14 protein-coding genes are annotated in these 22,364 nt (G+C 71.6%); 8 read left to right on the forward strand and 6 right to left on the reverse strand.

The window, feature by feature from the left end:
- Positions 1-228: 228 nt before the first annotated feature.
- A complete protein-coding gene (locus tag ABZ444_RS21335; protein WP_357999426.1) occupies positions 229-1,062 on the forward strand; it encodes a glycerophosphodiester phosphodiesterase family protein in 834 nt (277 codons plus the stop codon).
- A 61-nt stretch (positions 1,063-1,123) separates the two neighbouring features.
- Here the strand turns inward: ABZ444_RS21335 and ABZ444_RS21340 are convergent, their stop codons facing one another.
- Entirely contained in the window at positions 1,124-3,943 is a 2,820-nt protein-coding gene (locus tag ABZ444_RS21340) for a vitamin B12-dependent ribonucleotide reductase (RefSeq protein WP_357999428.1), read from the reverse strand.
- Positions 3,940-4,395: a transcriptional regulator NrdR gene (gene nrdR / locus ABZ444_RS21345; RefSeq protein WP_103955744.1), complete on the reverse strand. Its 456-nt coding sequence runs from the start codon at positions 4,393-4,395 to the stop codon at positions 3,940-3,942. Before nrdR ends, ABZ444_RS21340 begins: the two co-directional genes overlap by 4 nt.
- A 2,439-nt stretch (positions 4,396-6,834) precedes the next feature.
- On the opposite strand from nrdR, the gene lexA reads away from it, so the two are divergent.
- Together lexA and ABZ444_RS21355 are read left to right on the forward strand one after the other, a co-directional pair.
- Positions 6,835-7,542, forward strand: a complete 708-nt coding sequence (gene lexA / locus ABZ444_RS21350) for a transcriptional repressor LexA (RefSeq protein WP_352325993.1) — start codon at positions 6,835-6,837, stop codon at positions 7,540-7,542.
- A gap of 419 nt (positions 7,543-7,961) precedes the next feature.
- A complete protein-coding gene (locus ABZ444_RS21355) occupies positions 7,962-9,044 on the forward strand; it encodes an aminotransferase class I/II-fold pyridoxal phosphate-dependent enzyme (RefSeq protein ID WP_357999431.1) in 1,083 nt (360 codons plus the stop codon).
- 74 nt (positions 9,045-9,118) lie between these two features.
- Here the strand turns inward: ABZ444_RS21355 and ABZ444_RS21360 are convergent, their stop codons facing one another.
- Entirely contained in the window at positions 9,119-12,265 is a 3,147-nt protein-coding gene (locus tag ABZ444_RS21360; protein WP_357999434.1) for a PDZ domain-containing protein, read from the reverse strand.
- Between the two features lie 155 nt (positions 12,266-12,420).
- Between ABZ444_RS21360 and ABZ444_RS21365 the strand changes: the two genes are divergently transcribed.
- Complete coding sequence (locus tag ABZ444_RS21365; RefSeq protein ID WP_357999437.1) at positions 12,421-12,843, forward strand: hypothetical protein; 423 nt, start codon at positions 12,421-12,423, stop codon at positions 12,841-12,843.
- 49 nt (positions 12,844-12,892) lie between these two features.
- Positions 12,893-13,861: a TIGR03557 family F420-dependent LLM class oxidoreductase gene (locus tag ABZ444_RS21370; RefSeq protein ID WP_357999440.1), complete on the forward strand. Its 969-nt coding sequence runs from the start codon at positions 12,893-12,895 to the stop codon at positions 13,859-13,861.
- 4 nt (positions 13,862-13,865) lie between these two features.
- Here the strand turns inward: ABZ444_RS21370 and leuS are convergent, their stop codons facing one another.
- A complete protein-coding gene (leuS, locus tag ABZ444_RS21375; RefSeq protein ID WP_357999443.1) occupies positions 13,866-16,346 on the reverse strand; it encodes a leucine--tRNA ligase in 2,481 nt (826 codons plus the stop codon).
- 504 nt (positions 16,347-16,850) lie between these two features.
- On the opposite strand from leuS, the gene ABZ444_RS21380 reads away from it, so the two are divergent.
- Positions 16,851-18,503: a hypothetical protein gene (locus ABZ444_RS21380; RefSeq protein WP_357999446.1), complete on the forward strand. Its 1,653-nt coding sequence runs from the start codon at positions 16,851-16,853 to the stop codon at positions 18,501-18,503.
- Between the two features lie 24 nt (positions 18,504-18,527).
- On the opposite strand, the gene ABZ444_RS21385 is transcribed toward ABZ444_RS21380, so the two are convergent.
- Entirely contained in the window at positions 18,528-19,769 is a 1,242-nt protein-coding gene (locus ABZ444_RS21385; RefSeq protein WP_357999449.1) for a cytochrome P450, read from the reverse strand.
- Positions 19,770-19,998: 229 nt separating this feature from the next.
- On the opposite strand from ABZ444_RS21385, the gene ABZ444_RS21390 reads away from it, so the two are divergent.
- Entirely contained in the window at positions 19,999-21,096 is a 1,098-nt protein-coding gene (locus ABZ444_RS21390; protein ID WP_357999452.1) for an RNA methyltransferase, read from the forward strand.
- A 9-nt stretch (positions 21,097-21,105) separates the two neighbouring features.
- Here the strand turns inward: ABZ444_RS21390 and ABZ444_RS21395 are convergent, their stop codons facing one another.
- Positions 21,106-21,945: an alpha/beta hydrolase gene (locus ABZ444_RS21395; protein ID WP_357999455.1), complete on the reverse strand. Its 840-nt coding sequence runs from the start codon at positions 21,943-21,945 to the stop codon at positions 21,106-21,108.
- 85 nt (positions 21,946-22,030) lie between these two features.
- On the opposite strand from ABZ444_RS21395, the gene ABZ444_RS21400 reads away from it, so the two are divergent.
- Positions 22,031-22,342: a hypothetical protein gene (locus ABZ444_RS21400; protein ID WP_357999458.1), complete on the forward strand. Its 312-nt coding sequence runs from the start codon at positions 22,031-22,033 to the stop codon at positions 22,340-22,342.
- Positions 22,343-22,364 lie beyond the last annotated feature (22 nt).

Here is a 22,364-nt window from a genome sequence, read left to right on the forward strand (position 1 = left end):
CGATATCTACCCGACTTGCTTCCCCCTCCCCCCCCCCCCGCTCTTCCTATCTTAACCCGCGGCGTGTAACGCCGTGGGGGCGGGCCGCCGCGGGCGCCCCGCCCTCTCGCATGTCCGCGTGTCGAAGCCTCATCCGGTGGGCACCGCTGCGTTACTCTGCCCTCAACTCACGGTCATCCTGCCTTGTCATGGTCGGGGTTGTCGGTCTCTCCCCCACCGAGGAGATCCATGTTGCGGCGACTCGCCCTGTTCCTGCCCCTCGCCCTCCTCCCCCTGGCCTCCCCGCCCACCGCCGCCGCCGCTGCTGTGACCACAGTGGTCAACGTCGCCCACCGGGGCGCGTCGGCGTACGCGCCGGAGAACACCGTCGCCGCCTTCCAGCTCGCCGCCCGCCAGGGGGCCGACATGTTCGAGCTGGACGTCCAGGAGACCAAGGACCACGAGCTGGTCCTGATGCACGACACCACCCTCGTCCGGACCACCGACGCCGAGCGCGTCCTGCCCGGCCTGGCGCCGTGGCGGGTGCGCGACCTCACGCTCGCGCAGATCCGCAGGCTGGACGCGGGCTCCTGGTTCGACCGGGAGTACACCGGCGAGCGGGTGCCGACCCTGCAGGAGGCGCTGCGCGCGATGGCCGGGTCCGGCGCCGGCATGCTGCTGGAGGTCAAGGAGCCGCGGCTCTACCCGGGCATCGAGGCCCGCATCGTCCGGGCGCTGCGCGCCGAGCCCTCCTGGCTCGGGCCGGGGCGGCTGGTGGCGCAGTCGTTCGACTGGGACTCGATGCGCGCCTTCCACCGGCTGCTGCCCGACGTGCCGATCGGGCTGCTCGGCACGCCGGGCACCGCCGCGCTGCCCGGTCTGGCCAGGTTCGCCGACCACGTCAACCCGCCGTACTCCGCGCTCACCCCTTCGTACGTGAAGCTGGCCCACGAGCACGGCATGAAGGTCTTCGCCTGGACGGTCGACAACCCCGACGACATGCAACGCCTGCTGACGTACCAGGTGGACGGCATCATCACCGACAAACCCGACGTCCTGCGCGACCTCCTGACCGGAACCTGACCCCGGAACGCCGATGAGGGGGACCCGTTCCCGGGCCCCCCTCATCTCAGTTCAGCGTGGATCAGCTGCAGCCGCTGGTCGAGCCGCAGCCCTCGCACACGTAGCAGCTTCCGGCCGGCCGCATCTTGGTGCCGCAGGTCATGCAGAGCGGCGCGTCGGCGGTGAACCGCTGGTGGCTCTCCAGCGTCAGCTCCCGGACCGGCTCGTCCTTCGGCTCGTCCTTCGGCTTCTCAATGGGCGCCGACTGGGCCAGCGCCTCCCGGTCGACCGCCTCCTGCAGCGCCGCCGGGTCCTCGCCGCGCTGCTGCGCGGCGCGCTCGGCCGCCGAGAAGATGCCGAGCGCCGCCCGCTCGTCGTAGGGCAGGTGGTCGAGGGCCAGGCGGCGGAAGATGTAGTCCATCACCGACGTGGCCATCCGGATGTCCGGGTCGTCCGTCATGCCCGCCGGCTCGAACCGCATGTTCACGAACTTGCTCATGTACGTCTCCAGCGGCACCCCGTACTGGAGACCGATGGAGATCGCCACCGAGAAGGCGTCCATGACGCCCGCCAGCGTCGAGCCCTGCTTGGACATCTTGAGGAAGACCTCGCCGAGCCCGTCGTCCGGGTAGGACGAAGCGGTCATGTAGCCCTTGGCGCCGCCCACGGTGAAGCGGGTGGTCATGCTGGGACGCTGGTTGGGCATGCGCCGCCGGGTCGGCCGGTTGACCTCGATGACCTTGACCTCGGGCTCGGCCTCGACGGCCTTCGGCTCGTCCTTCTTGGCGCCGGTGCCGGCCGACAGCGGCTGGCCGACCTTGCAGTTGTCGCGGTAGACGGCCAGCGCCTTCAGGCCGAGCTTCCAGCCCTCCAGGTAGACCTGCTCGATGTCGTCGATCGTGGCCGACTCCGGCAGGTTGACCGTCTTGGAGATCGCACCGGACAGGAACGGCTGGGTCGCCGCCATCATCCGCACGTGGCCCATCGGCGCGATGGCCCGCTCGCCCATCGCGCAGTCGAACACCTCGTAGTGCTCCTTGCGCAGGCCAGGGGCGTCGACGACGTGGCTGTGCTCGCCGATGTACTCGACGATGGCCTCGATCTGCTCCTGCTGGTAGCCGAGCTGCCTGAGCGCCCGCGGGATCGTCTGGTTGACGATCTGCATCGAGCCGCCGCCGACCAGCTTCTTGAACTTGACCAGCGCGAGGTCCGGCTCGATGCCGGTGGTGTCGCAGTCCATCATCAGGCCGATGGTGCCGGTGGGGGCGAGCAGGCTGGCCTGGGCGTTGCGGTAGCCGTTCTTCTCGCCGACCTTCAGGCACTCCGACCACTGGCGCGACGCCTCGGCGTGGATCTTCGCGTCCATGGTGCCGACCGTGCGCAGGTCGTCGTTGGCCGCGGCGTGCTTGCGCATGACCCGCTTGTGCGGCTCGGCGTTGCGGGCGTAACCGTCGTACGCCCCGACCACCCCGGCCAGCTCGGCGCTGCGCCGGTAGGACACACCGGTCATCAGCGACGTGATCGCCCCGGCCACCGCGCGGCCGCCGTCGGAGTCGTAGGCGTGGCCCGTGGCCATGAGCAGCGCGCCCAGGTTGGCGTAGCCGATGCCGAGCTGGCGGTAGGCCCGCGTGGTCTCGCCGATGCGCTCGGTCGGGAAGTCGGCGAAGGTGATCGAGATGTCCATCGCGGTGATGATCAGCTCGGTCAGCTTGACGAAGTCGGCGACGTTGAAGGTGTTGTCGTCCTTCAGGAACTTCAGCAGGTTGATGCTGGCCAGGTTGCACGAGGAGTTGTCCAGGTGCACGTACTCGGAGCACGGGTTGCTGGCGGTGATCCGGCCGGTCTCCGGCGTGGTGTGCCAGTCGTTGATCGTGTCGTCGTACTGCACGCCCGGGTCGGCGCACTCCCAGGCGGCCTTGGCCATCTTGCGGAACAGGTCCTTGGCGTCGACCTTCTCGATGACCTCGCCGGTCAGGCGGGCACGCAGGCCGAACTCGTCGCCCTTCTCCACCGCGCGCATGAACTCGTCGGAGACGCGCACCGAGTTGTTGGCGTTCTGGTACTGGACGGACACGATGTCCTTGCCGCCCAGGTCCATGTCGAAACCGGCGTCACGCAGGGCGCGGACCTTGTCCTCCTCGCGCGCCTTGGTCTCGATGAACTCCTCGATGTCGGGGTGGTCGACGTCGAGCACGACCATCTTGGCCGCCCGGCGCGTCGCGCCGCCCGACTTGATCGTGCCCGCGGAGGCGTCCGCGCCGCGCATGAAGCTGACCGGCCCGCTGGCCGTGCCGCCGCTGGAGAGCAGTTCCTTGGACGAACGGATGCGGGACAGGTTGACGCCCGACCCAGAACCGCCCTTGAAGATCACGCCCTCTTCCTTGTACCACTCCAGGATCGACTCCATCTGGTCGTCCACGGAGAGGATGAAACACGCGCTGACCTGCTGCGGCGAGGCGGTGCCCACGTTGAACCAGACCGGCGAGTTGAACGCGAAGACCTGGTGGACCAGCGCGTGCTTGAGCTCGTGGTCGAAGATCTCGGCGTCCTCGTCGCCGGCGAAGTAGCCGTGCTCGACGCCCGTCCGGGTGTAGACGCCGACCACCCGGTCGACGAGCTGCTTCAGGCTCCACTCGCGCTGCGGCGTGCCCACGGCGCCGCGGAAGTACTTGGTCGTCACGATGTTGGCCGCGTTCACCGACCAGAACTCGGGGAACTCGACACCCCGCTGCTCGAAGTTGATCGAGCCGTCGCGCCAGTTCGTCATCACGACGTCACGGCGCTCCCACTGGACCTCGTCATACGGGTGCACGCCGGGCTTCGTGAAGATCCGCTTCATCCTCAGCCCCTTACGCGGCCGCTTACCCCCGCGCGCCACTGAACCGCTGGCCGTGTCCGTCATGACTCCCCCTTCTCCGCCTTCAACTGTGAGATCTCGGCCTCGAAGTCCGCCAGGCTCTCGAAACCGCGATAAACCGATGCGAATCGCAGGTAGGCCACCTCGTCCAGCTCCCGGAGCGGGCCGAGGATCGCCAGGCCCACCTCGTTCGACGGCAGCTCGGCCGCGCCCTTGGCCCGGATGGCCTCCTCTACCCGCTGCCCGAGCTGTGCCAGCGAGTCCTCACTGACCGGCCTGCCCTGACAGGCCCGCCGCACGCCCGCGACGACCTTGTCCCGCGAGAACGGCTCCGTCACCCCGCTACGCTTGCTCACCATCAGCAGGACGGTCTCCTGCGTGGTGAACCTGCGCCCGCACTCGGGACAGGTGCGGCGGCGCCTGATGGCCGCGCCGTCGTCCGTGGACCGGCTGTCGATGACCCTGGTGTCAGGGTGGCGACAGAACGGACAGTGCACGGCTTCGCCTCCTCGACCCGCCCGGCCCACCACACGCGTAAAACCCTCGCCGCGGTACGCTCGCGCACGCCCCACGGCTCGCCATGGTGCGGTCACGGAAACACAAGGTGTGGTGAACCGACATCGGTGTAACTACTAGATGTTGTGGTCCAACCGTAGAAGCGCGCGACCATGAACGCAAGTTGAGCAACACCGTGGAGCTGAAGTCGCTGATCAGCCCCTCAGTCACAGGAGCCTCGGGCGTGTCGCCCCGGCCGGCGCCCCGCGCGCCGCACCGGGCCGGCCCCCTGTCACCCGACGGCGACCAGCCCAAACAGGCCCCACAAAGGTACCGGAGCCCACAGCCTCCCCCCACCTCCCACCACCCCCGAAGCCCCCTCCACTACCCCCACAGAACGCCCGGAACCCCTACGCCCCGCCCCCGTACGCCCCGCCTCCTTGAGCCCCGGTCCGCTTCCGCCCCCGGGCCCGTTCCTCGGGGCCCGTTCCCTTGAGCCAGGCCACCTGCCCACGTTCCGCTTCCTCGGGGGCGAGGCCGGGTGCCGGCTTTCCGCTTCCCTGGGCCAGGTCGGCCGAGCCCTCGTCCCGAGGCAGGGCGCGCCAGCGTGGGGCCCATCCCCTGGGCACCCCTTGGGGCCACGGGGCTCTACCCCCTGCACCCAGCGTCCGCGACCCCCGCAGCGTGTTCCCTCAGCCGACCTTCGCCCATGGCAACGCCCGGCCAGGCATCCCGGCACCCACAGCCACGTGACCAGGCACCCCGACGCCCACAGCGGAACCTCCGGGCATCCCGACGCCCACAGCCGCACGGCCGGCCGCCCGCGTCCCGAGCCAGAACCCGCCCAGGGAGAACAACACCATCGCCACCACCAGCACGATCCGCCCCCGCCGGGTCAGCCGCACCGGAGGAGCCGGAGCCTTGACGCCGGCGCCACCTCCAGAAACCACCCCGGCACCCCGCCTCCGCCGCCGCAACGTACGACGATTCCGCACAAGCCCCGCACCGTCACCGGCCGGAGCACCTTCCGCCCCCACAACACGTCCCAACATCTCCCGCCCCCCGCGAGCCTCACCGTCACCAGAACCCCCGTTCCCCCGCGCCCCCTGACGCCGCGAGCCCCCCGGCCCGCTCATCACCTGCCCCCGCTCCCGTCCCGCGACCTCCCCCGAGCGCCGCCCCCGTGCCATGAACCGCTCCGCCGTCCGTCCCGAGCGCCGCCCCTGCCTGCCCGACCGCTCGACCGACTCTCCCGAGTTCCGCCCCGGCTCGCCCAGCCGCTCCACCAACCGTCCCGAGCGCCGCCCCTGGTTGCTCGACCGCTCGGCGGTCTCCTCCTGGCGTCGTCCCTGCTCGTCCAACCGCTCGCCCCTCTTCCGGCGTCGCCCCTGTGGTGCGGGTTGCTCGGTCGACTCGCCAGAGCGCCGCCTTCGTACCTCGGGCCGGCCTGCGGGCTCACCCGAGCGCCGCCTGCGCAGGTCGGGGCGGCCCGTGGCCTCCCCCGGACGCCGCCGTTCCCAGGGGCGATCCGCTCGGGCTTCCGCCTGGCGCTCCTGCTGCCCTTCCGGCAGGATCGCCGAGTTCCGGCCCGCCTGTCGCGCCGCACGGCCCCCTCGCCCCCGCCTCTCCGACGCCTCCCCCTGAACTCGCCTCTCTGACGCCTCCCCCTGAACTCGCCTTCCCGGCGTCTCCGCCAGACCTCGCGTTCCCTGCCGCTCCGCCTCGCCTCGGCTTTCCCACCCCGCCGCCTCGCCCTCCGGGCGGTGTCCGCCCGCTTCGGGTGGCCGTCGGTGACGGGTGCCGGGCTCGGGCGGGCGGGCGCGGGGTTCGGTCATGTCCGTGCCGGGCGCGCCTTGCCTGCCTTCGGCTCGGCGGCGGGTGGTGAGCGTGTCGTCGGCGAGCGGCTGCCCACCGCCCTCGTGAGGCAGCGTCCGGTCAGCGTCCGTATCCGCGTCGGGACGCGGGGAGGGGACCAGCCACAGTCGGGGGCGGTCCGAGCCGCGGGCGGCTCCCCCGGAGCCGCCGGCGCGGCGCCGCCGGGTGTTCGAATCGGGAGCCGGTCGTTTTCCCGGATTTTCCTGGCGGCCGGAGTCGGTACGCGGGTCGTCGCCTCGTCGATCCCCGCCCCGGGTGGCGTCGGCGATGAGGGTGAGCCGATTGGCGTCTTCGCTGGTCGTGTCGGTGTTCGGGGTCGTTCGCACGATTGACCTCCCGCCGTCTGGCCCGAGGAAACGGCCAAAATAAGATCAGCAAATCGAACACGGTGTCGATCGAACTCCCGTACGATGTTGTACACCACGCTGGCGACAATTTCGAGGAAGACTCGAACAATTGTTTGAAGATGATCTTCAACAGCGATACGGTCGCTGTGTGCGACATCAAGACCACGGACCGGGAGGTTCGCCGGTGAGGCGGGCCGCCGCCAGGCGAGGAGGAAGAGCATGAGCGAGCGGGAAGACGCTAACGGGGTCACAGACCTCGCGGTGCGCCGGCGCGACTCCCTGGGCCTGACACCCAGGCAGCGCAAGATCCTCGAAGTGATCCGCGATTCGGTGCAGCAGCGCGGATACCCGCCCTCGATGCGCGAGATCGGCGAGGCCGTGCAGCTGACGAGCACGTCCAGCGTGTCGCACCAGTTGACCGCCCTGCAGCGCAAGGGCTACCTGCGGCGCGACCCGCACCGGCCGCGCGCCCTGGAGGTGCGCCTGCCCGGCGAGCCCGTGCTGTGGGTCGACCCCGACGCGACCGACGACGAGGCTCCGGTGAGCCGGCCGACCGCCGCCTACGTCCCGCTCGTGGGCCGCATCGCCGCCGGTGGCCCGATCCTGGCCGAGGAGAGCGTGGAAGACGTCTTCGCCCTGCCCAAGCAGCTCGTCGGCGAGGGCACGCTCTTCCTGCTCCAGGTCGCCGGTGACTCGATGATCGAGGCCGCCATCGCCGACGGCGACTGGGTGGTCGTCCGCCAGCAGCCGGTCGCCGAGAGCGGTGACATCGTGGCCGCCATGATCGAGGGCGAGGCCACGGTCAAGACGTTCAAGCGCAAGGACGGGCACGTGTGGCTGGTGCCTCACAACCCGAACTACGAGCCCATCCCCGGTGACGAGGCCAGCGTTCTGGGCAAGGTGGTGGCCGTCCTCCGCCGCCTCTAGTCCTCCGCCGGCCGGCCGCCCTCCCTGAGAGGCTGCGGCCGTCGTTCGATTTCTCGCGATCCGGCCTCCCTCGCACGGGGGCTGCGGTCGTCGGCGCCCTGTGGCGATTCCTCGCAAGTCGCACGCACCGAACGCCGCCCTCCAACGTCGAGGCCCTTCCATCCCGGCCTCGCGTGGGGGGCGGCGTCGTTTCGCCCGCTCGCCTTTCTCCCGGGACGTTCCTTCGGGCCCCGGACCAGAACGCGCCTGCCCCGACCGAGGCCTGAGCCTCCGTCCTCGCAGCGACGGGCGCCTCCACAACGCCCCCATCCGCGGGCACCGGCACCACGCGCACGCCTCCGCCCCGCCACACCGCACACTCCTAGACTGTGCCCGTGACCGACATGAATGCCCCAAAAGAGACCCCCGCCTCCAAAGAGATGAAGGACCTCAAAGAGACGCATGACGGTCTCAAATGGGCAATCACCGCCCCCGGTGTCATCCCCGCCTGGATCGCCGACATGGACCTGGCCACCGCCCCCGAGGTGGTCGAGGCCCTGACCCGCCGCGCCGCCGGCGATCTCGGCTACCCGACCTGGCTGGACAAGCCGCAGGGCGGCCCCCTGGCCGAGGCGTTCGCCGAGCGCATGGCCGCCCGCCACGGCTGGACGGCCGACCCCTCGCACGTCCACACGTTCAGCGACATCAACCAGGCCCTCCAGGTGCTGCTGCACCTCTGGACCAGGCCCGGGGACGGCGTCGCGCTGCACACCCCCGCCTACCACCCGTTCCTGACGACCCTCGGCGTGATGGAACGTCCGCTCGTCCCCATCCAGCTCGAACCGGACGGCGACGCGTGGCGGTTCAAGGTGCCCGACCTGTCCGGCTGCCGGGTGCTCCTGCTGGTCAACCCGCAGAACCCGACGGGCCGCGTGTTCACCCGCGCCGAGCTGGAAGAGCTGGCCGAGCACGTCGAACGCCACGACCTGCTGGTGCTGGCCGACGAGATCCACGCCGACCTCACCTACGAGTCCCACCGGCACATCCCCTTCGCCACGATCCTCCCCGAGCGCACGGTCACGCTCACCTCGGCGACGAAGGCGTTCAACCTGGGCGGCATCCGCTGCTCGGTCGCCCACATCGGGCACGCCGGGGTGCGCGCGGCCCTGGCGGCGCAGCCGCCGTTCCTCTTCGGGTCGACGCACCTGTTCGGGGTGGAGGCCACGGTCGCGGCCTGGCGGCACGGCGACGCCTGGCTGGACCGGACCCGGGCGCTGCTCGACCGCAACCGCCGGCTGATCGCCGAGCGGCTGCCGGACCGGTTCGGGTACCGGATGCCCCAGGCCACCTACCTGGCGTGGCTGCACACCGGGCGGCCCGGCATGGCCGAGGTCATCGAGCGGGAGGCCAGGGTGCGGCTCAACGACGGCGCGTCGTTCGGGCCGGGCGGCGCGGACTACGTACGGCTGAACTTCGCGACGACCGAACCGGTGCTCTCGGAGATCCTCACCAGACTGAGCTGAGAGAACCGGCGTTCCCGGAGATCCTCACCAGACTGTGCTGAGGGGCGGCCCCGGCGGGCCGCCCCTCAGGGCGGTCAGGCCAGCGGCGGCAGGTCCGGCGCGGTGGCGGCCGGACGCTCCTCCAACGCGGCGAGCGCCAGCTCGACCGCCTTCGCCAGCTGCGGGTCGCGGCCCGCCACCCGGTCCTGCGGCGTGATCACGACCTCGACGTCGGGATCGACGCCGTGGTTCTCCACCCCCCAGCCCGGCCCGTCCAGCCAGAACGCGTACCGCGGCTGGGTCACCACGGTCCCGTCCACCAGGGAGTAGCGCGAGTCGATGCCGATGACGCCGCCCCAGGTCCTGGTGCCGACCAGCGGGCCGAGGGCGCGGTTCTTGATCCCGGCGCTGACGATGTCGCCGTCGGACCCGGCGAACTCGTCGGCGACGGCCACGATGGGCCCGCGGGGCGAGTCCTCGGGGTAGCGCATCGGCTCGTAGCCGCGGGCCCGCGCCCAGCCGGTGACCTTGCGCGACAACTTCTCCAGCACCAGCTCCGACAGGTGCCCGCCGCCGTTCTCGCGCACGTCCACGACCAGTCCGTCGAAGGCCATCTCGGTCCGCAGGTCGCGGTGGAACTGTGCCCATCCCGAGGCCACCATGTCCGGGACGTGCAGGTAACCGAGCCGCCCGCCGGACGACTCGCGGACGAAGGCCCGCCGGCTCTCCACCCAGTCGTGGTAGCGCAGCTGGCTGTCGTCGGCGAGCGGGGTGACGACGACCCGGCGCGGCGAGCCGCCGGCCGCGGGCCGCACGGTCAGCTCCACGGGCTGGTCGGCGGTGCCGGACAGCAGCGCGAGCGGGCCGCGTACCGGATCGACCGGACGTCCGCCCACCGCCACGATCGCGTCGCCGGGACGGATCGCGACGCCGGGCGCGAGCAGCGGCGAGCGGGCCGCGTGGTCGGAGGTCTCGCCCGGCAGGATGCGCTCGACCCGCCAGGTCCCGTCCTCGTCCTTGGCCAGGTCGGCGCCGAGCAGGCCCTGGCGGCGGCGCGGATCGGTGACGCCGTCGTGGCCCCTGGCGTAGGCGTGCGAGGTGCCCAGCTCGCCCTGCACCTCCCACAGCAGGTCGATCAGCTCGGAGTGGCAGCCGAGGCGGTCGACCAGCGGCTCGTACCGGTCGAGCGTGGCCTGCCAGTCGACGCCGCCCATGTCCTCGCGCCAGAAGTGGTCGCGCATGAGCCGTCCGGCCTCGCGGTAGCCCTGGCGCCACTCGGCGACCGGGTCGATCTGGACGGTGATCCGGTCGAGGTCGATCGTGACGACCTCGTCGCCCTCGCCGGCCGCCCGCGTCTGCAGGCCGTTCTTGCCGTTGGTGACGAGCCTGGTGCCGTCGCCGCTGACCTCGAAGGCCCGCACCTCCTTGCCCAGCTCGGCCTTGGCGCGCTTCTTGAGGTCGTAGCGTTCGAGCACGATCTCGGTGACCGGCTCGGTGCCGTCGCCGAGCTGGCCCGCAAGGGGGTGGCGGAGCCAGAGCAGCGCGTCCTTGGCGGTCCTGAGGTTGCCGTAGCGGCCCGCCGGCACGGGTACGGGCACCACGCGAGAGGCCAGCGCCTCCGGGTCCACCTCGGTACGCGGCGGCGCGTCGTCCTTCTTGTCGTCCTTGCCGGGCTTGTCGTCCTCCCCGTTGAACCCGCGCCCCTGCAACGAGGGGTCGAACGGCGACGGCGTGGCGGCCTGCAGCGGCACGATGTACGGCCGGCAGCCCGCCGGGAACGACAGGTCGAACACGTGCGCGTCGTACACCGGGTCGAACGTGCGCACCGACAGGAAGGCCAGGTGCTTGCCGTCCTTGGTGAACACCGGGTCGTAGTCGGAGAAGCGCAGCGGCGTCACGTCGATCACGGACGTGCCGTCCACGCGGCCCATCTTGATCTGCGACAGCGGCTCGTGGTCGGGGTGCACCCAGGCCAGCCAGCCGGAGTCCGGCGAGAAGGTGACCCCGCTGATGTCGCCCTGCGTGGTGCGGTCGAGCTCGCGCAGGTCGCCCGACTCCAGGTCCACGACGAGCAGCCGCCCGTCGTGCGTGGCCACGGCCGCGTGCTTGCCGTCGGGCGCGGCGGTCAGTTCGAGCACCCTGCCGAGCTGCCCGCCGGCCAGGCTCCTGATCTCGCCGCCGGGGGTGCCGATCTCCAGCCCGTCCTCGCCGCCGGCGTCGGAGACCCACACGGCCCGCCCGTCGGCGCCGAGGGCGCGCGGCAGGCGTACCCGCACGCCGGGTTCCACCCGGAGCGCGCCCGCGGGCCCGTCGCGGTGGGTCACCCAGTGCGCGGTGCCGCGGATCTCGACCGCGCTGGCCCGTCCGGTCGCGTCCGGGGAGAAGCCGCCGACGCGCGTGGGCGCGGGCCGCCGGGCCCGTCCCGGCCGCGGGCCGCCGAGCTTCACCTCCAGCTTGTACGGCTCGGCGTCGAGGCTCTCCAGCAGCCACAGGTCCCCCGCGTGGCTGTAGATCACCCGCTCACCGTCGCTCGTGGCGTGACGGGCGTAGAACTCGTCGTGGCTGGTGTGCCGGCGCACGTCGGACCCGTCGGGAAGGGCCGAGTAGAGGTTCCCCACCCCGTCCGCGTCGGACAGGTAGACGATCCGGTCGCCGACCCAGTTCACCGCCCAGTACTGGGCGGGGCTGTCGGCGAACAGCCTGGCGAACTCCCCGTCGCCGTCGGCGTCGACCCAGATCTTGGCCGCCGTACCGCCCCGGTAGCGCTTCCACTGGGACGGCTCGCGCCAGACCGGCGACACCGTGGCCACCTTCGCGCCGCTGACGGCCGCCTCGCCGACCCACCCGTACGGCAGCCGCTCGGCCGGCCCTCCGTCGAGCGGCACGGCGTACGCCCACAGCCGGGTACGTGACGCCTCCCCGGTGGAGCTGACCGCGAGCACGGCTCCGTCCGCGGTCCAGCCGCGGACGCCGGTCATGGCGTTGCCCCAGTGCGTCAGCCGGGTGCCCTCGGCGCCGTCGAGCTCGGCCGCGAACACCTCGGGAGCGCCCTCCTTGCCGCTGGTCCACGCGATGCGCGAGCCGTCGGGCGAGAACCGCGGGGAGGAGACCGGCACGCGGTCGGCGGTGAAGCGCCAGGCCCGGCCGCCGGCGACGGGGGCGAGCCAGACATCGTCGTCGGCGACGAAGGTGACCAGGTCACCGGACAGATGTGGATATCTCAGGTATGCGCCATATGTCACAGCTAGACACTAATGCGAGACACCAAACGAGCTAAAGATTTTCTCTCACAGCAGGGTCCACCCTCCGCGAACAGCCAAGACCGTCCGATGTCCCGGATGTGCGGTGAACGGCAGGGAAGGAGCCAATCGCCACAAATCACACGCTGTGAGGAATCATGCGACTTTTCGTCCGCCCGCACCAGCTTCCGGGCCGCCTGGCCGCCGCCGCCATCATCCTCAACTCCGGGATCGGCAAGACCAAGGCCGACGAGCAGACGGCGGCCGGCCTGCACGGCATGGCCGCGGGCACGTACCCGTTCCTGCGCGGCCTGGACCCGGTGGCCTTCACCCGGCTGCTGTCGAAGGGCGAGCTCGCCCTCGGGGCCGCGCTCGTCCTGCCGTTCGTGCCGTCGTTGCTGGCCGGCGCGGGGCTGACCGCGTTCGCGGCGGGGCTGCTCGGGCTCTACGTCAGGACGCCGGGCATGCGCGAGGAGGGCAGCCTGCGCCCGACCCAGCAGGGCATCGGCCTGTCCAAGGACCTCTGGCTGCTGGCCATCGGCCTGGGGCTGGTGATCGAGGAGCTGCGCGGTGGCGATTGATCTCCGGACGCCCGACCCTAATCCGGACAAAGCTGGGTAGCCGGAGCGCATGGTACAAATCGGCTACACCTTGATGTCCGAGCAGACCCCGGCCCGCGAACTCGTGGACTACGCCGCCACCGCCGAGCGCGTCGGCTTCGACTACGCGGTCATCTCCGACCACTACTTCCCGTGGATCGAGGAGATGGGCCACTCGCCATACTGCTGGTCGGTGCTGGGCGCGGCGGCGCAGGTCACCCAGCGCCTGCCGCTCATGACGTACGTGACCTGCCCCATCATGCGTTACCACCCGGCCGTGGTGGCGCAGAAGGCGGCCACGATGGGGGTGCTGAGCGAGGGCAGGTTCACCCTGGGCCTGGGCGCCGGTGAGAACCTCAACGAGCACGTCGTCGGCGAGGGCTGGCCGCCGGTGGACACCAGGCACCGGATGTTCGCCGAGGCCGTGCAGATCATCAAGGAGCTGTTCAGCGGCGAGTACGTCACCTACCAGGGCGAGTTCTTCGACGTCGACTCCGCCAAGCTCTACGACCTGCCGGACGAGCAGGTGCCGATCGGCATCGCCGCCTCCGGCGGCCGGTCGGCCGAGCTCGCCGCGGAGCTGGGCGACGTGCTGGTCATCAACGACCCGATGCCCGAGGTGGTGCAGCAGTTCCACGCCGCGGGCGGCCAGGGCAAGCCGGTCTACGGCCAGCTTCCCATCGCCTACGACACCGACCCCGAGGCCGCCAAGGAGCGGGCGCACCGGCTGTGGCGCTGGTCGGGCGTGGGCGGCTGGAAGGTCATGGCCGAGCTGCCCGGCCCGGTGAACTTCACCGCCGCGGCCGGCTCGGTACGCCCCGAGGACGTCGCCGAGAGCGTGCCCTGCGGCGACGACCTGGACGCGGTCGTGCAGGGCGTCAAGAAGTTCGCCGACGCCGGGTACACGCACGTGGCGCTCGTGCAGATCGGGCACGACCAGCAGGAGCCGTTCTTCGACTGGGCGGAGAAGGAGCTCCTGCCGGCCCTGCGCCGGCTCTAGACGCCTACGGGACGATGTTGACCAGCTTGGGCGCGCGCACGATCACCTTGCGCGGCGCGCCCTGGAGGTAGGCGGCCACCTTGTCGGAGGCCAGGGCCAGGGCCCGCAGCTCGTCCTCGGAGATGTCGGGGGCGACCTCCAGCCGGTCGCGCACCTTGCCCGCCACCTGCACCACGCACGTGACCGACTCCTGCACCAGCAGCGCGGGGTCGGCGACCGGCCAGCCGGCGAAGGCGACCGGACCGGTGCGGCCCAGGCGCTCCCAGCCCTCCTCGGCGACGTAGGGCGCCACCAGCGACAGCATGACGGCCAGCGACTCGGCGGCCTCGCGCACCGCCGGGTCGGCCGCGCCGGGACCGGAGTCGATGGCCTTACGGGCGGCCGAGGTCAGCTCCATCATGCGGGCCACCGCGACGTTGAAGCGCTGCGACTCGACCAGCTTGGTGACCTCGTCGATCGTGCGGTGGGTGACCTTGCGCAGCTCGACGTCGCCGCCCTCGAACGGCACGCCGGGCTCGGCGGTCGGCTCCGACATCACGCGCAGCACGCGGGCCAGGAACTTCTGCGAGGCGGCCGGCGAGACGTCGGCCCAGTCGATGTCGTCCTCCGGCGGACCGGCGAAGATCATCGTCAGGCGTACGGCGTCGACGCCGTACGCGTCGATCTGCTGGCCCAGGTCGATGCCGTTGCCCAGGGACTTCGACATCGCCTTGCCGCCGTTGATCACCTGCCCCTGGTTCAGCATGCGCAGGAACGGCTCGGTGAAGCTCACCATGCCCATGTCGTGCAGGACCTTGGTGAAGAAGCGCGAGTACAGCAGGTGGAGGACGGCGTGCTCGATGCCGCCGACGTACTGGTCGATCGGGCCCCACTTGCGCACCTGCTCGGGGTCGAACGGCCCGTCGGTGTAGCCGGGCGAGGTGTAGCGCAGGAAGTACCAGGACGAGTCGACGAACGTGTCCATCGTGTCGGTGTCGCGCTTGGCCGGCCCGCCGCACTTGGGGCACTCGACGTTGACCCAGTCGGTGGCACTGGCCAGCGGGGAGACGCCCTTGGGCGCCAGCGCCTCGCCGCGCAGGTCGGGCAGCGTGACGGGCAGCTGCTCGTCGGGGACGGGCACCTCGCCGCAGTCGGCGCAGTGGATGATCGGGATCGGCGTGCCCCAGAAGCGCTGGCGGGACAGCAGCCAGTCGCGCAGCCGGAAGTTGACCGCGCCGGTGCCCCGGCCCTCGACCTCCAGGATCTCGATGATCTTGGCGATTGCCTCGACCTTGGTCAGCCCGTCGAGGGGGCCGGAGTTGACCAGCGTGCCCTCGCCGGGCGTGGCCTCGCCGGTCTCGCCGGGGTCGGCCAGGCCGGTGTGGACGACGACCTTGACCGGCAGCTCGAACTTCCTGGCGAAGTCGAGGTCGCGCTGGTCGTGGGCGGGCACGGCCATGATCGCGCCGTGGCCGTAGTCGGACAGCACGTAGTCGGCCGCCCAGACCGGGATGCGCTCGCCGCTGACCGGGTTGACCGCGTGGCGGCCCAGGAAGACGCCGCTCTTCTCCTTGTCGGTGGACAGGCGCTCGATGTCGCTCAGCTTGGCGACCTCGGCGCGGTAGGCCTCGAAGGCCGGGCGCTGCTCGTCGGTGACGATCTCGTCGGCCAGCGCGGCGTCGACCGCGACCACGAAGAACGTGGCGCCGTACAGGGTGTCGGGGCGCGTGGTGTAGACGTGGACCGGCTCGTCGCGGCCCTCGATCTCGAACAGCACGTCGGCGCCCTCGGAGCGGCCGATCCAGTTGCGCTGCATGGTCAGCAGGCGCTCGGGCCAGCCGTCGAGCTGCTCCATGTCGTCCAGCAGGCGCTGGGCGTAGTCAGTGATCTTGAAGTACCACTGCGTCAGCTCGCGGCGGATGACGTCGGCGCCGCAGCGCTCGCACCTGCCGGCCACGACCTGCTCGTTGGCCAGCACCGTCTGGTCGTTGGGGCACCAGTTGACCAGGCCGCCCTTGCGGTAGGCCAGGCCGCGCTCGAAGAAGCGGTTGAACAGCCACTGGTTCCAGCGGTAGTACTCGGGGTCGCTGGTGTGCAGGCGGCGCGACCAGTCGAAGGAGATGCCGTAGCGCCGGAAGGAGTTGGCCTGCGTCTCGATGTTGGCGTAGGTCCACTCGGCGGGGTGGGCGTTGCGCTTGATCGCGGCGTTCTCGGCGGGCAGGCCGAAGGAGTCCCAGCCGATCGGGTGCAGGACGTTGTAGCCCTGCTGCATCCAGTAGCGCGCGACGACGTCGCCGATGGCGAACACCTCGCCGTGGCCCATGTGGAGGTCGCCCGACGGGTAGGGGAACATGTCGAGCATGTAGCGCCGCTCCCGGGGGTCGGCCGCGTCCTCGCTCGCCCGGTGGGGCTCCTGTTCCTCCCATCGCTGCTGCCACTTGGCCTGCAGCGCCTGCGGGTCGTACTCACTCACGGCTACTGTCCTTCTGGCTTGACTCGGACCCATAAGAAAACCCCTCGTGCACGACGAGGGGTAGCCGCGACGGCGAGACCTCTCAGGGCCGTCGCGGCCCGCTAAGAAGCAGGGTCGCGGAACGCATGTGTCAAGCCTAGCGCACGTCTTCGACGGAATGCAGATACTCCGGCGACCGGCGCAGGCACAATAGACCCTTCAGGTCCAGCGAGACCTGATGGTGATGTATCCGTTGTGACCTCATATGTCCCTTTAGAATACTGTCGTCGCGTGGTGTACCCAGCTGAGCCAGATCGACCGGAGGGCGACCTGCCGCTGCAGGATCCGCCAACCGATCCGCACGGCTTCGCTCGTTTCGCTGCGAAACCAGCCGTATCTCCTGGAAAATCCCATGAGATCATGCCTGGTACGTCAAATCCGGATATAGCGGCACATCCGGACACAACCTCGGGAGGGCCGGCAGCAATGTCAACGGAGAATTCCGCGAGCTCCGGGGCGTCGCACCTGCCACCGTCCTGGCCGGAGGTCCGCAACGACGTGCCTTCCTCCTGGCCGTCCGGCGGGCAGGAGTCCTCCGGCGTGCCGATGTCGTGGCCGGAGGCCGCCCCGGCCCAGCCGTCCTGGCCCGAGGCCCCGCAGGCGCCTTCCTGGCCCGAGCCGCCGCGCCCCGACACCTCCTGGCCCGACGTCCCGCGCAACGACTCACCGCGGAACGATCTCCCTCGCAACGACTCTTCGCGCAACGACTCTTCGCGGAACGACGGCCGCGGGCAGCAGCGGGGCGGCGACGCGTCGTGGCCGGAGCCGGCGCGGCCGTCCTGGCCCGACCCGCCCCGGCAGGAGCAGGGCTGGCCCGAGACCCCCCGCCAGGAGGTCCCCGTCTCCTGGCCGGAGCAGCAGCAGCCGGTCCAGCCGCAGGACCCGGTGCCCGCCTGGTCGCAGCCGCCGACGCCGTCCCCCGGCGCGTGGTCCAACCTGTCCACGCCGGCGCCCTGGCCCAACAGCCCCGCCCCCGCCCCGTCGGCGCCCGTCGCCGACCCGCTGGACCACACGGTCACGCTGGGCCGCGCGCCCGGCCCGCTCGACGCTCCCGTCCAGCCCGCGCCGTCGCCGCTCGACGGGCCCGGCGCGCCGTCCGCCGTCCCGGCCGACGAGCACACCGTCATGTACGGCGGCCGGCAGGCCGACACCATGGTGGGCGGCCCCGCGATGCCCCCGGGCCCGCTCGCGGCGGCCCACGTCGGCGCGCCCCCGGCCGGACCGGGCATGCCCGGCGACGGCCACCCCGACCAGCCGCGCCCCGGCTCGAACCTGAACCGCGACCCCTCCGACCCCGACCGCCGGTTCGTGACGGCCGGCCAGATCAGCGGCTCGCGCACCCCGCCCCCCGACCGTCAGCAGGAGCTCTGGAACAACGTCTTCGGCGACGAGTACCAGGGCGGCGACCACGACTCCCTGGACGACGAGCAGGGCAAGCCCATCTGGGTCTACGCGCTCGGCGGCTCGGTCGTGATCGCCTTGATCGCGGCGCTGCTGTGGGCCTTCCTCGCGGGCCCGCTGGCCGGCGAGGACACCCCGGAGGGCAAGACCGCCTCCTCCCCCGCGGCCTCGGCGGGCCCGACGAAGACGGGCCCGGGCAAGCGCTCCACCACGATCCCCGCCCTGCCCAAGTACCCGGGCAAGGCGTCCCCGGTGACCGGCCGGGTCGAGGACGCGGCGGCCGGCGTCTCCCTGCCCCGCCTGGGCGGCAGCTGGCAGCTCGACCAGCGGGCCACGGTCAAGTCCACGTTCGGCTACGACACCCGCCAGTACACGGAGGTCGCGCCCGACAAGTACGCCCAGGTCATGTCGGGCCCGCTGCCGGCGAACCTGTCCTCCCTGTACCAGGAGGACGACCTGGAGCCGGTCATCAGGCGCATGGTGCTGCAGGCCCGCAAGGACTTCTACCCCGACGGCAACAAGGTCAGGAAGATCGCACAGCAGCCGATCAAGGTGGGCAACTCCACCGGCCGGCTCATCGCGTACGCCATGACCGCCGGCACGGAGAAGGCCACGATCGTCACGATGGCGGTCAACACCGGCGGCAGCGCGCCCGCCATCGTGTTCGTGTCGATCCCGGACGAGGGCAAGCAGCTGCTTCCGGACATCCGTACCGTGATGAACCAGCTCAAGCTGACCGCGCAGTCCTGAGCCCCGGCCGCGGCCGCGCCCGGCTCAGAACGTGCACTCCATGTGCTTGATCCCGTTGATGAACGAGGAGTGCAGGCGGTCGGGCCTGCCGCCCTCGATCTGCGGCACCCGGCGCAGCAGCTCGCGGAACATCACCGTGATCTCCCGCCGGGCCAGGTGGGCGCCGAGGCAGAAGTGCGGCCCCGGCCCGCCGAAACCGACGTGCGGGTTGGGGTGGCGGGTGATGTCGAAGCGGTACGGGTCGGCGAACACCCGCTCGTCCCGGTTCGCCGCCCAGTAGAACAGCACCACCTTCTCGCCGGCGCGGTAGAGGTGGCCGTTCATCTCGTGGTCGCGGGTGACCTTGCGGCGCATGAAGTTCACCGGTGAGGCCAGCCGGACGATCTCCTCCACGGCCCCGGGGGCGCGGCCCTCGACGTCCTGCAGCCACAGGGCGCGCTGGTCGGGGTTCTTGGTGAGCAGGCGCAGGCCGTAGGAGATGGCGTTCCTGGTCGTCTCGTTGCCCGCGACCACCAGCAGGATGAAGAACGACCCGAGCTCCTGCATCGTCAGCCGTTCGCCGTCGATGTTGGCGTTGACCAGCGAGGACGTCAGGTCGTTGGTGGGGTTGGCGGTGCGGTGGGCGGCGAGGTCCTGGACGAGCTGCTGCAGCTCCATGCCGGCGGTGAGCAGGCGGGTGGCGAGCTGGTCGAGGTCGCCGCCGGTGTACTCGGGGTCGAAGCCGCCGAGGATGATGTTCGAGCGGTCGAAGACGAACCGGTAGTCGCGCTCGGGGATGCCCATCATGTCGCAGATGATCTTCAGCGGAAGGCGGGCGGCCACGTCGGTGACGAAGTCGCCGCCGGGACCGGCGGCCACCAGGTCGTCGACGATGCGCACGGCGGCGGCGTCGACGTCCGACTCGAACTGTTTGATCATCTTGGGGGTGAACGCGCGGGAGACGATCCTGCGCAGCCGGGCGTGCCGGGGGTCGTCCATGTTGATCATGGAGCCGAAGTACTCGGTGAACTCGGCGGGCATGTCGGGGATGTTCGTCGCGCCGCCGTCGCCGGAGCAGAAGACCTCGGGGTTGCGGCTCGCCTCCAGGATGTCGGCGTGCCTGGCCAGCGCGTAGTAGCCGGGCCCCTTGGGCGCGACGGCCATCTCCATCTCCTCGAAGAAGGCCGGCGTCTCGCGGGCGCGCAACCGGTCGAACGCCGCCTCGCGCTCGCTCATGGGCCTGGCCCAGAAGTTCCGGTCCGAAAGGTCGAAGTCCAGGACGGTCATAGGGCCATCATTCGGAAAGCGACCACTTACGTCAATGGGTTCGACGTACACCGTACGTGGCTGCCGGAAAAACCGGTGGCTCGCGAGGACGGGGCTTTTGTAGGGTGCCGCGCATGACGTTCTTCTTCCTCCTCGGCTAGCGATCCGCCGGCGGGCCGTGGGCTGACCCACCGCCGGTGATGCGGGGCGGCCTGCCGCCGTCCCGGGTCGCTACGTGGGAGAAGAACAGTTGTTGCTCACCTTGGCGGTGGCCAGGGCGGTGCGTGGCACCGAGCCCTTGGTCGCGGCGGAGATCAGGCGTGCCCGTCTCGGGGCCGTCGTCGGCGTCCGCCATCGGGAGGTGTGGTTCGAGGTCCGGCCCGGCGCCGGGCTCCTGGGATTGCGCACCGCGGACGACGTACTGCTGGCCGCGGCCGTGGTGGACGGGGTCGGCCACGGCCGCTCCGCGCTCGCCCGGCTGGCGCGGGCGGCCCGCGGGATCGACCTCGGCGCGCCCGGCGGCCCCGACGTCGAGGTCTCGGCCTCGTTCGTGGGACGCCGCAACTACACCAGGCACGAGATCGAGGACGCCGTCGGAACCGAGCTGGCCCGGTCGTGGCGGCTGCGCTACCACTCCCGGCGGGACGGCGGCCGGCCACCCGCGGGGGCGACGGCCTGGCGGGTGACGATCGAGGGCGACCAGGCGGTCATCGCCCGGCGGGCCGGTGACCGGCCGCTGCACCGCCGGCCGTACAAGACGGCCTCGATCCCGGGCACGCTGCACCCGCCGCTGGCCGCGGCGATGGCCCAGCTCGCCGGGCTGGGCACCGAGGGCTTCCGCGGCGTCGTGCTCGATCCCTGCTCCGGGGCGGGCACCACGCTCATCGAGGCGCACGCGCTCGCGCCGCACGCCGGGCTCGCCGGGTTCGCCGGGTTCGACCGCGACCCGGCCGCCGTCGCCGCGGCCGCCGCGAACGCGCGGGCCGCCCTGCCCCCGGACGATCCGGACCCGTTTCGCTGGGGGCTCGCCGACGCCGGACGGCTCCCGGTGGCGGACGGAAGCGTGCGGCGGGTGCTGGTGAACCCGCCCTGGGGACGGCAGGTGCCGCCGCGCGGCCTGCTCGGGCCCGGCCTGGACCCGTTGTGGCGGGAGGTGCGGCGGGTGCTGGAACCCGGCGGCCTGGCCGTGGCGCTGCTCCACGACGATCCCGGCGCCGGCGGGACACCGGGTGGCGCGCCGGACGGGTTCGCGGTCGAGCAGGCGGTCCGGGTGAGCCTGTCAGGGCGCCACCCGGTGATCACCGTACTCAGCAGGCGGGACCGAGCCGGTCGAGGCGCCACCCGGTGATCGCGGCGGTCAGGAGGCGGGGCCGAGCCAGTCGAGGATGAGACGGTTGACCTCCGCGGGCCGTTCCAGGTGCAGGAAGTGGCCCGCGTCCGCCACCAGCTCGGCGCGCGACCCCGGCGGCAGGCCGCCGGCCGCGTCCTTGGCCATCTCCGCCCCCATGCACCCGTCCCGCTCGCCGTGCAGGTACAGGACCGGGCCCGCGGTGGCGGGATCGACGTCCGGGTAGCGGCCCGAGGGGGGCGTGGTGCCGAGCGCGGCGCGGTAGTAGCCGATGGCCGCCGCCATGTTGGCGGGCTCGCCCAGGCTGCGCCGGACGAACGCCAGGTCCTCGGCCGGGTCGTGGCCGGGCGACCAGTCCCGCCACAGCCGGTCGAGGAAGGCCGGGTCGGCGGCGGCCGGCTCGGCCAGCACGGTCTGGAACAGGAAGATGTAGAACGACCGCTTGAGCTGCTCGTACGCCAGCAACCCCGGGAGCTGCGCGCCCGGCGGCGGCACCGCGAGCGCGACGGCCCGGCGGAAACGCCCGGCCAGGGCGTAGGCGGGGAAGGCCCCCCAGTCGTGCCCGACGATCACCGCGTTCTCGTCGCCGCCGAGCTCCTCGTGCAACGCGCGCACGTCGGCGACCAGGGCCGCCTCCTCGTACGCGCCGTCGGCCGGGATCTCGGTGGGCGCGTAGCCGCGGCTGAACGGCGCCACCGCGCGGTAGCCGCGTCGGGCCAGCTCGGGCATCAGGTGCCGCCAGGTGTGCGCGGTGTCGGGGAACCCGTGCAGGCACAACGCCAGCGGCCCCTCCCCCACGGTCAGATACGCGAACTCCACACCGTTGGCATGGATCGTTCTGATCTCCATGACTGCGAAACCTAGCATTCGCCTCCTCCCAGGAGTACCACTCCACAAGGGGCCTCTCATCGTGAGGAGCAGGCATGCGACGCGGATGGTTCTCGCTCTCGCCTCACTGACCATCATGCTCGTGGTGGTGGACCTGACCGCCGTGACGATCGCGCTGCCCGACATCCGCGCCGCCCTGGGAGCGATCCTGGCCGAGGTGCAGTGGGTGGTGGACGCGTACGCGCTGACGCTGGCCGCGCTGCTGGGCGGCTGCACCTATCGCACCCTGCACGTGCGGGGCCCCCTGGAGGCGAGCCCGGTCGAGGCCGGGGTGCGTTTCCGGCCTTCAGCGTGGCCGCGGTCATCGGCCCGATCGCGGTCGGCCGGGTGCTGCACCGCTGGCCCATGGGCGTGCTGATCGCCGCCGACCCGGCGCCGGC

Origin of the sequence: Nonomuraea sp. NPDC005730 (assembly GCF_040630865.1) — a bacterium.
Taxonomy (GTDB): Bacteria; Actinomycetota; Actinomycetes; order Streptosporangiales; family Streptosporangiaceae; genus Nonomuraea.

Coding starts and splice junctions, on each gene's coding strand:
- ABZ444_RS21335 (WP_357999426.1), top strand. CDS start 229: ATGTTGCGGCGACTCGCCCTGTTCCTGCCCCTCGCCCTCCTCCCCCTG.
- ABZ444_RS21340 (WP_357999428.1), bottom strand. CDS start 3,943: ATGACGGACACGGCCAGCGGTTCAGTGGCGCGCGGGGGTAAGCGGCCG.
- lexA (WP_352325993.1), top strand. CDS start 6,835: ATGAGCGAGCGGGAAGACGCTAACGGGGTCACAGACCTCGCGGTGCGC.
- ABZ444_RS21355 (WP_357999431.1), top strand. CDS start 7,962: ATGAAGGACCTCAAAGAGACGCATGACGGTCTCAAATGGGCAATCACC.
- ABZ444_RS21365 (WP_357999437.1), top strand. CDS start 12,421: ATGCGACTTTTCGTCCGCCCGCACCAGCTTCCGGGCCGCCTGGCCGCC.
- ABZ444_RS21370 (WP_357999440.1), top strand. CDS start 12,893: ATGGTACAAATCGGCTACACCTTGATGTCCGAGCAGACCCCGGCCCGC.
- leuS (WP_357999443.1), bottom strand. CDS start 16,346: ATGGGTCCGAGTCAAGCCAGAAGGACAGTAGCCGTGAGTGAGTACGAC.
- ABZ444_RS21385 (WP_357999449.1), bottom strand. CDS start 19,769: ATGACCGTCCTGGACTTCGACCTTTCGGACCGGAACTTCTGGGCCAGG.
- ABZ444_RS21395 (WP_357999455.1), bottom strand. CDS start 21,945: ATGGAGATCAGAACGATCCATGCCAACGGTGTGGAGTTCGCGTATCTG.
- ABZ444_RS21400 (WP_357999458.1), top strand. CDS start 22,031: ATGGTTCTCGCTCTCGCCTCACTGACCATCATGCTCGTGGTGGTGGAC.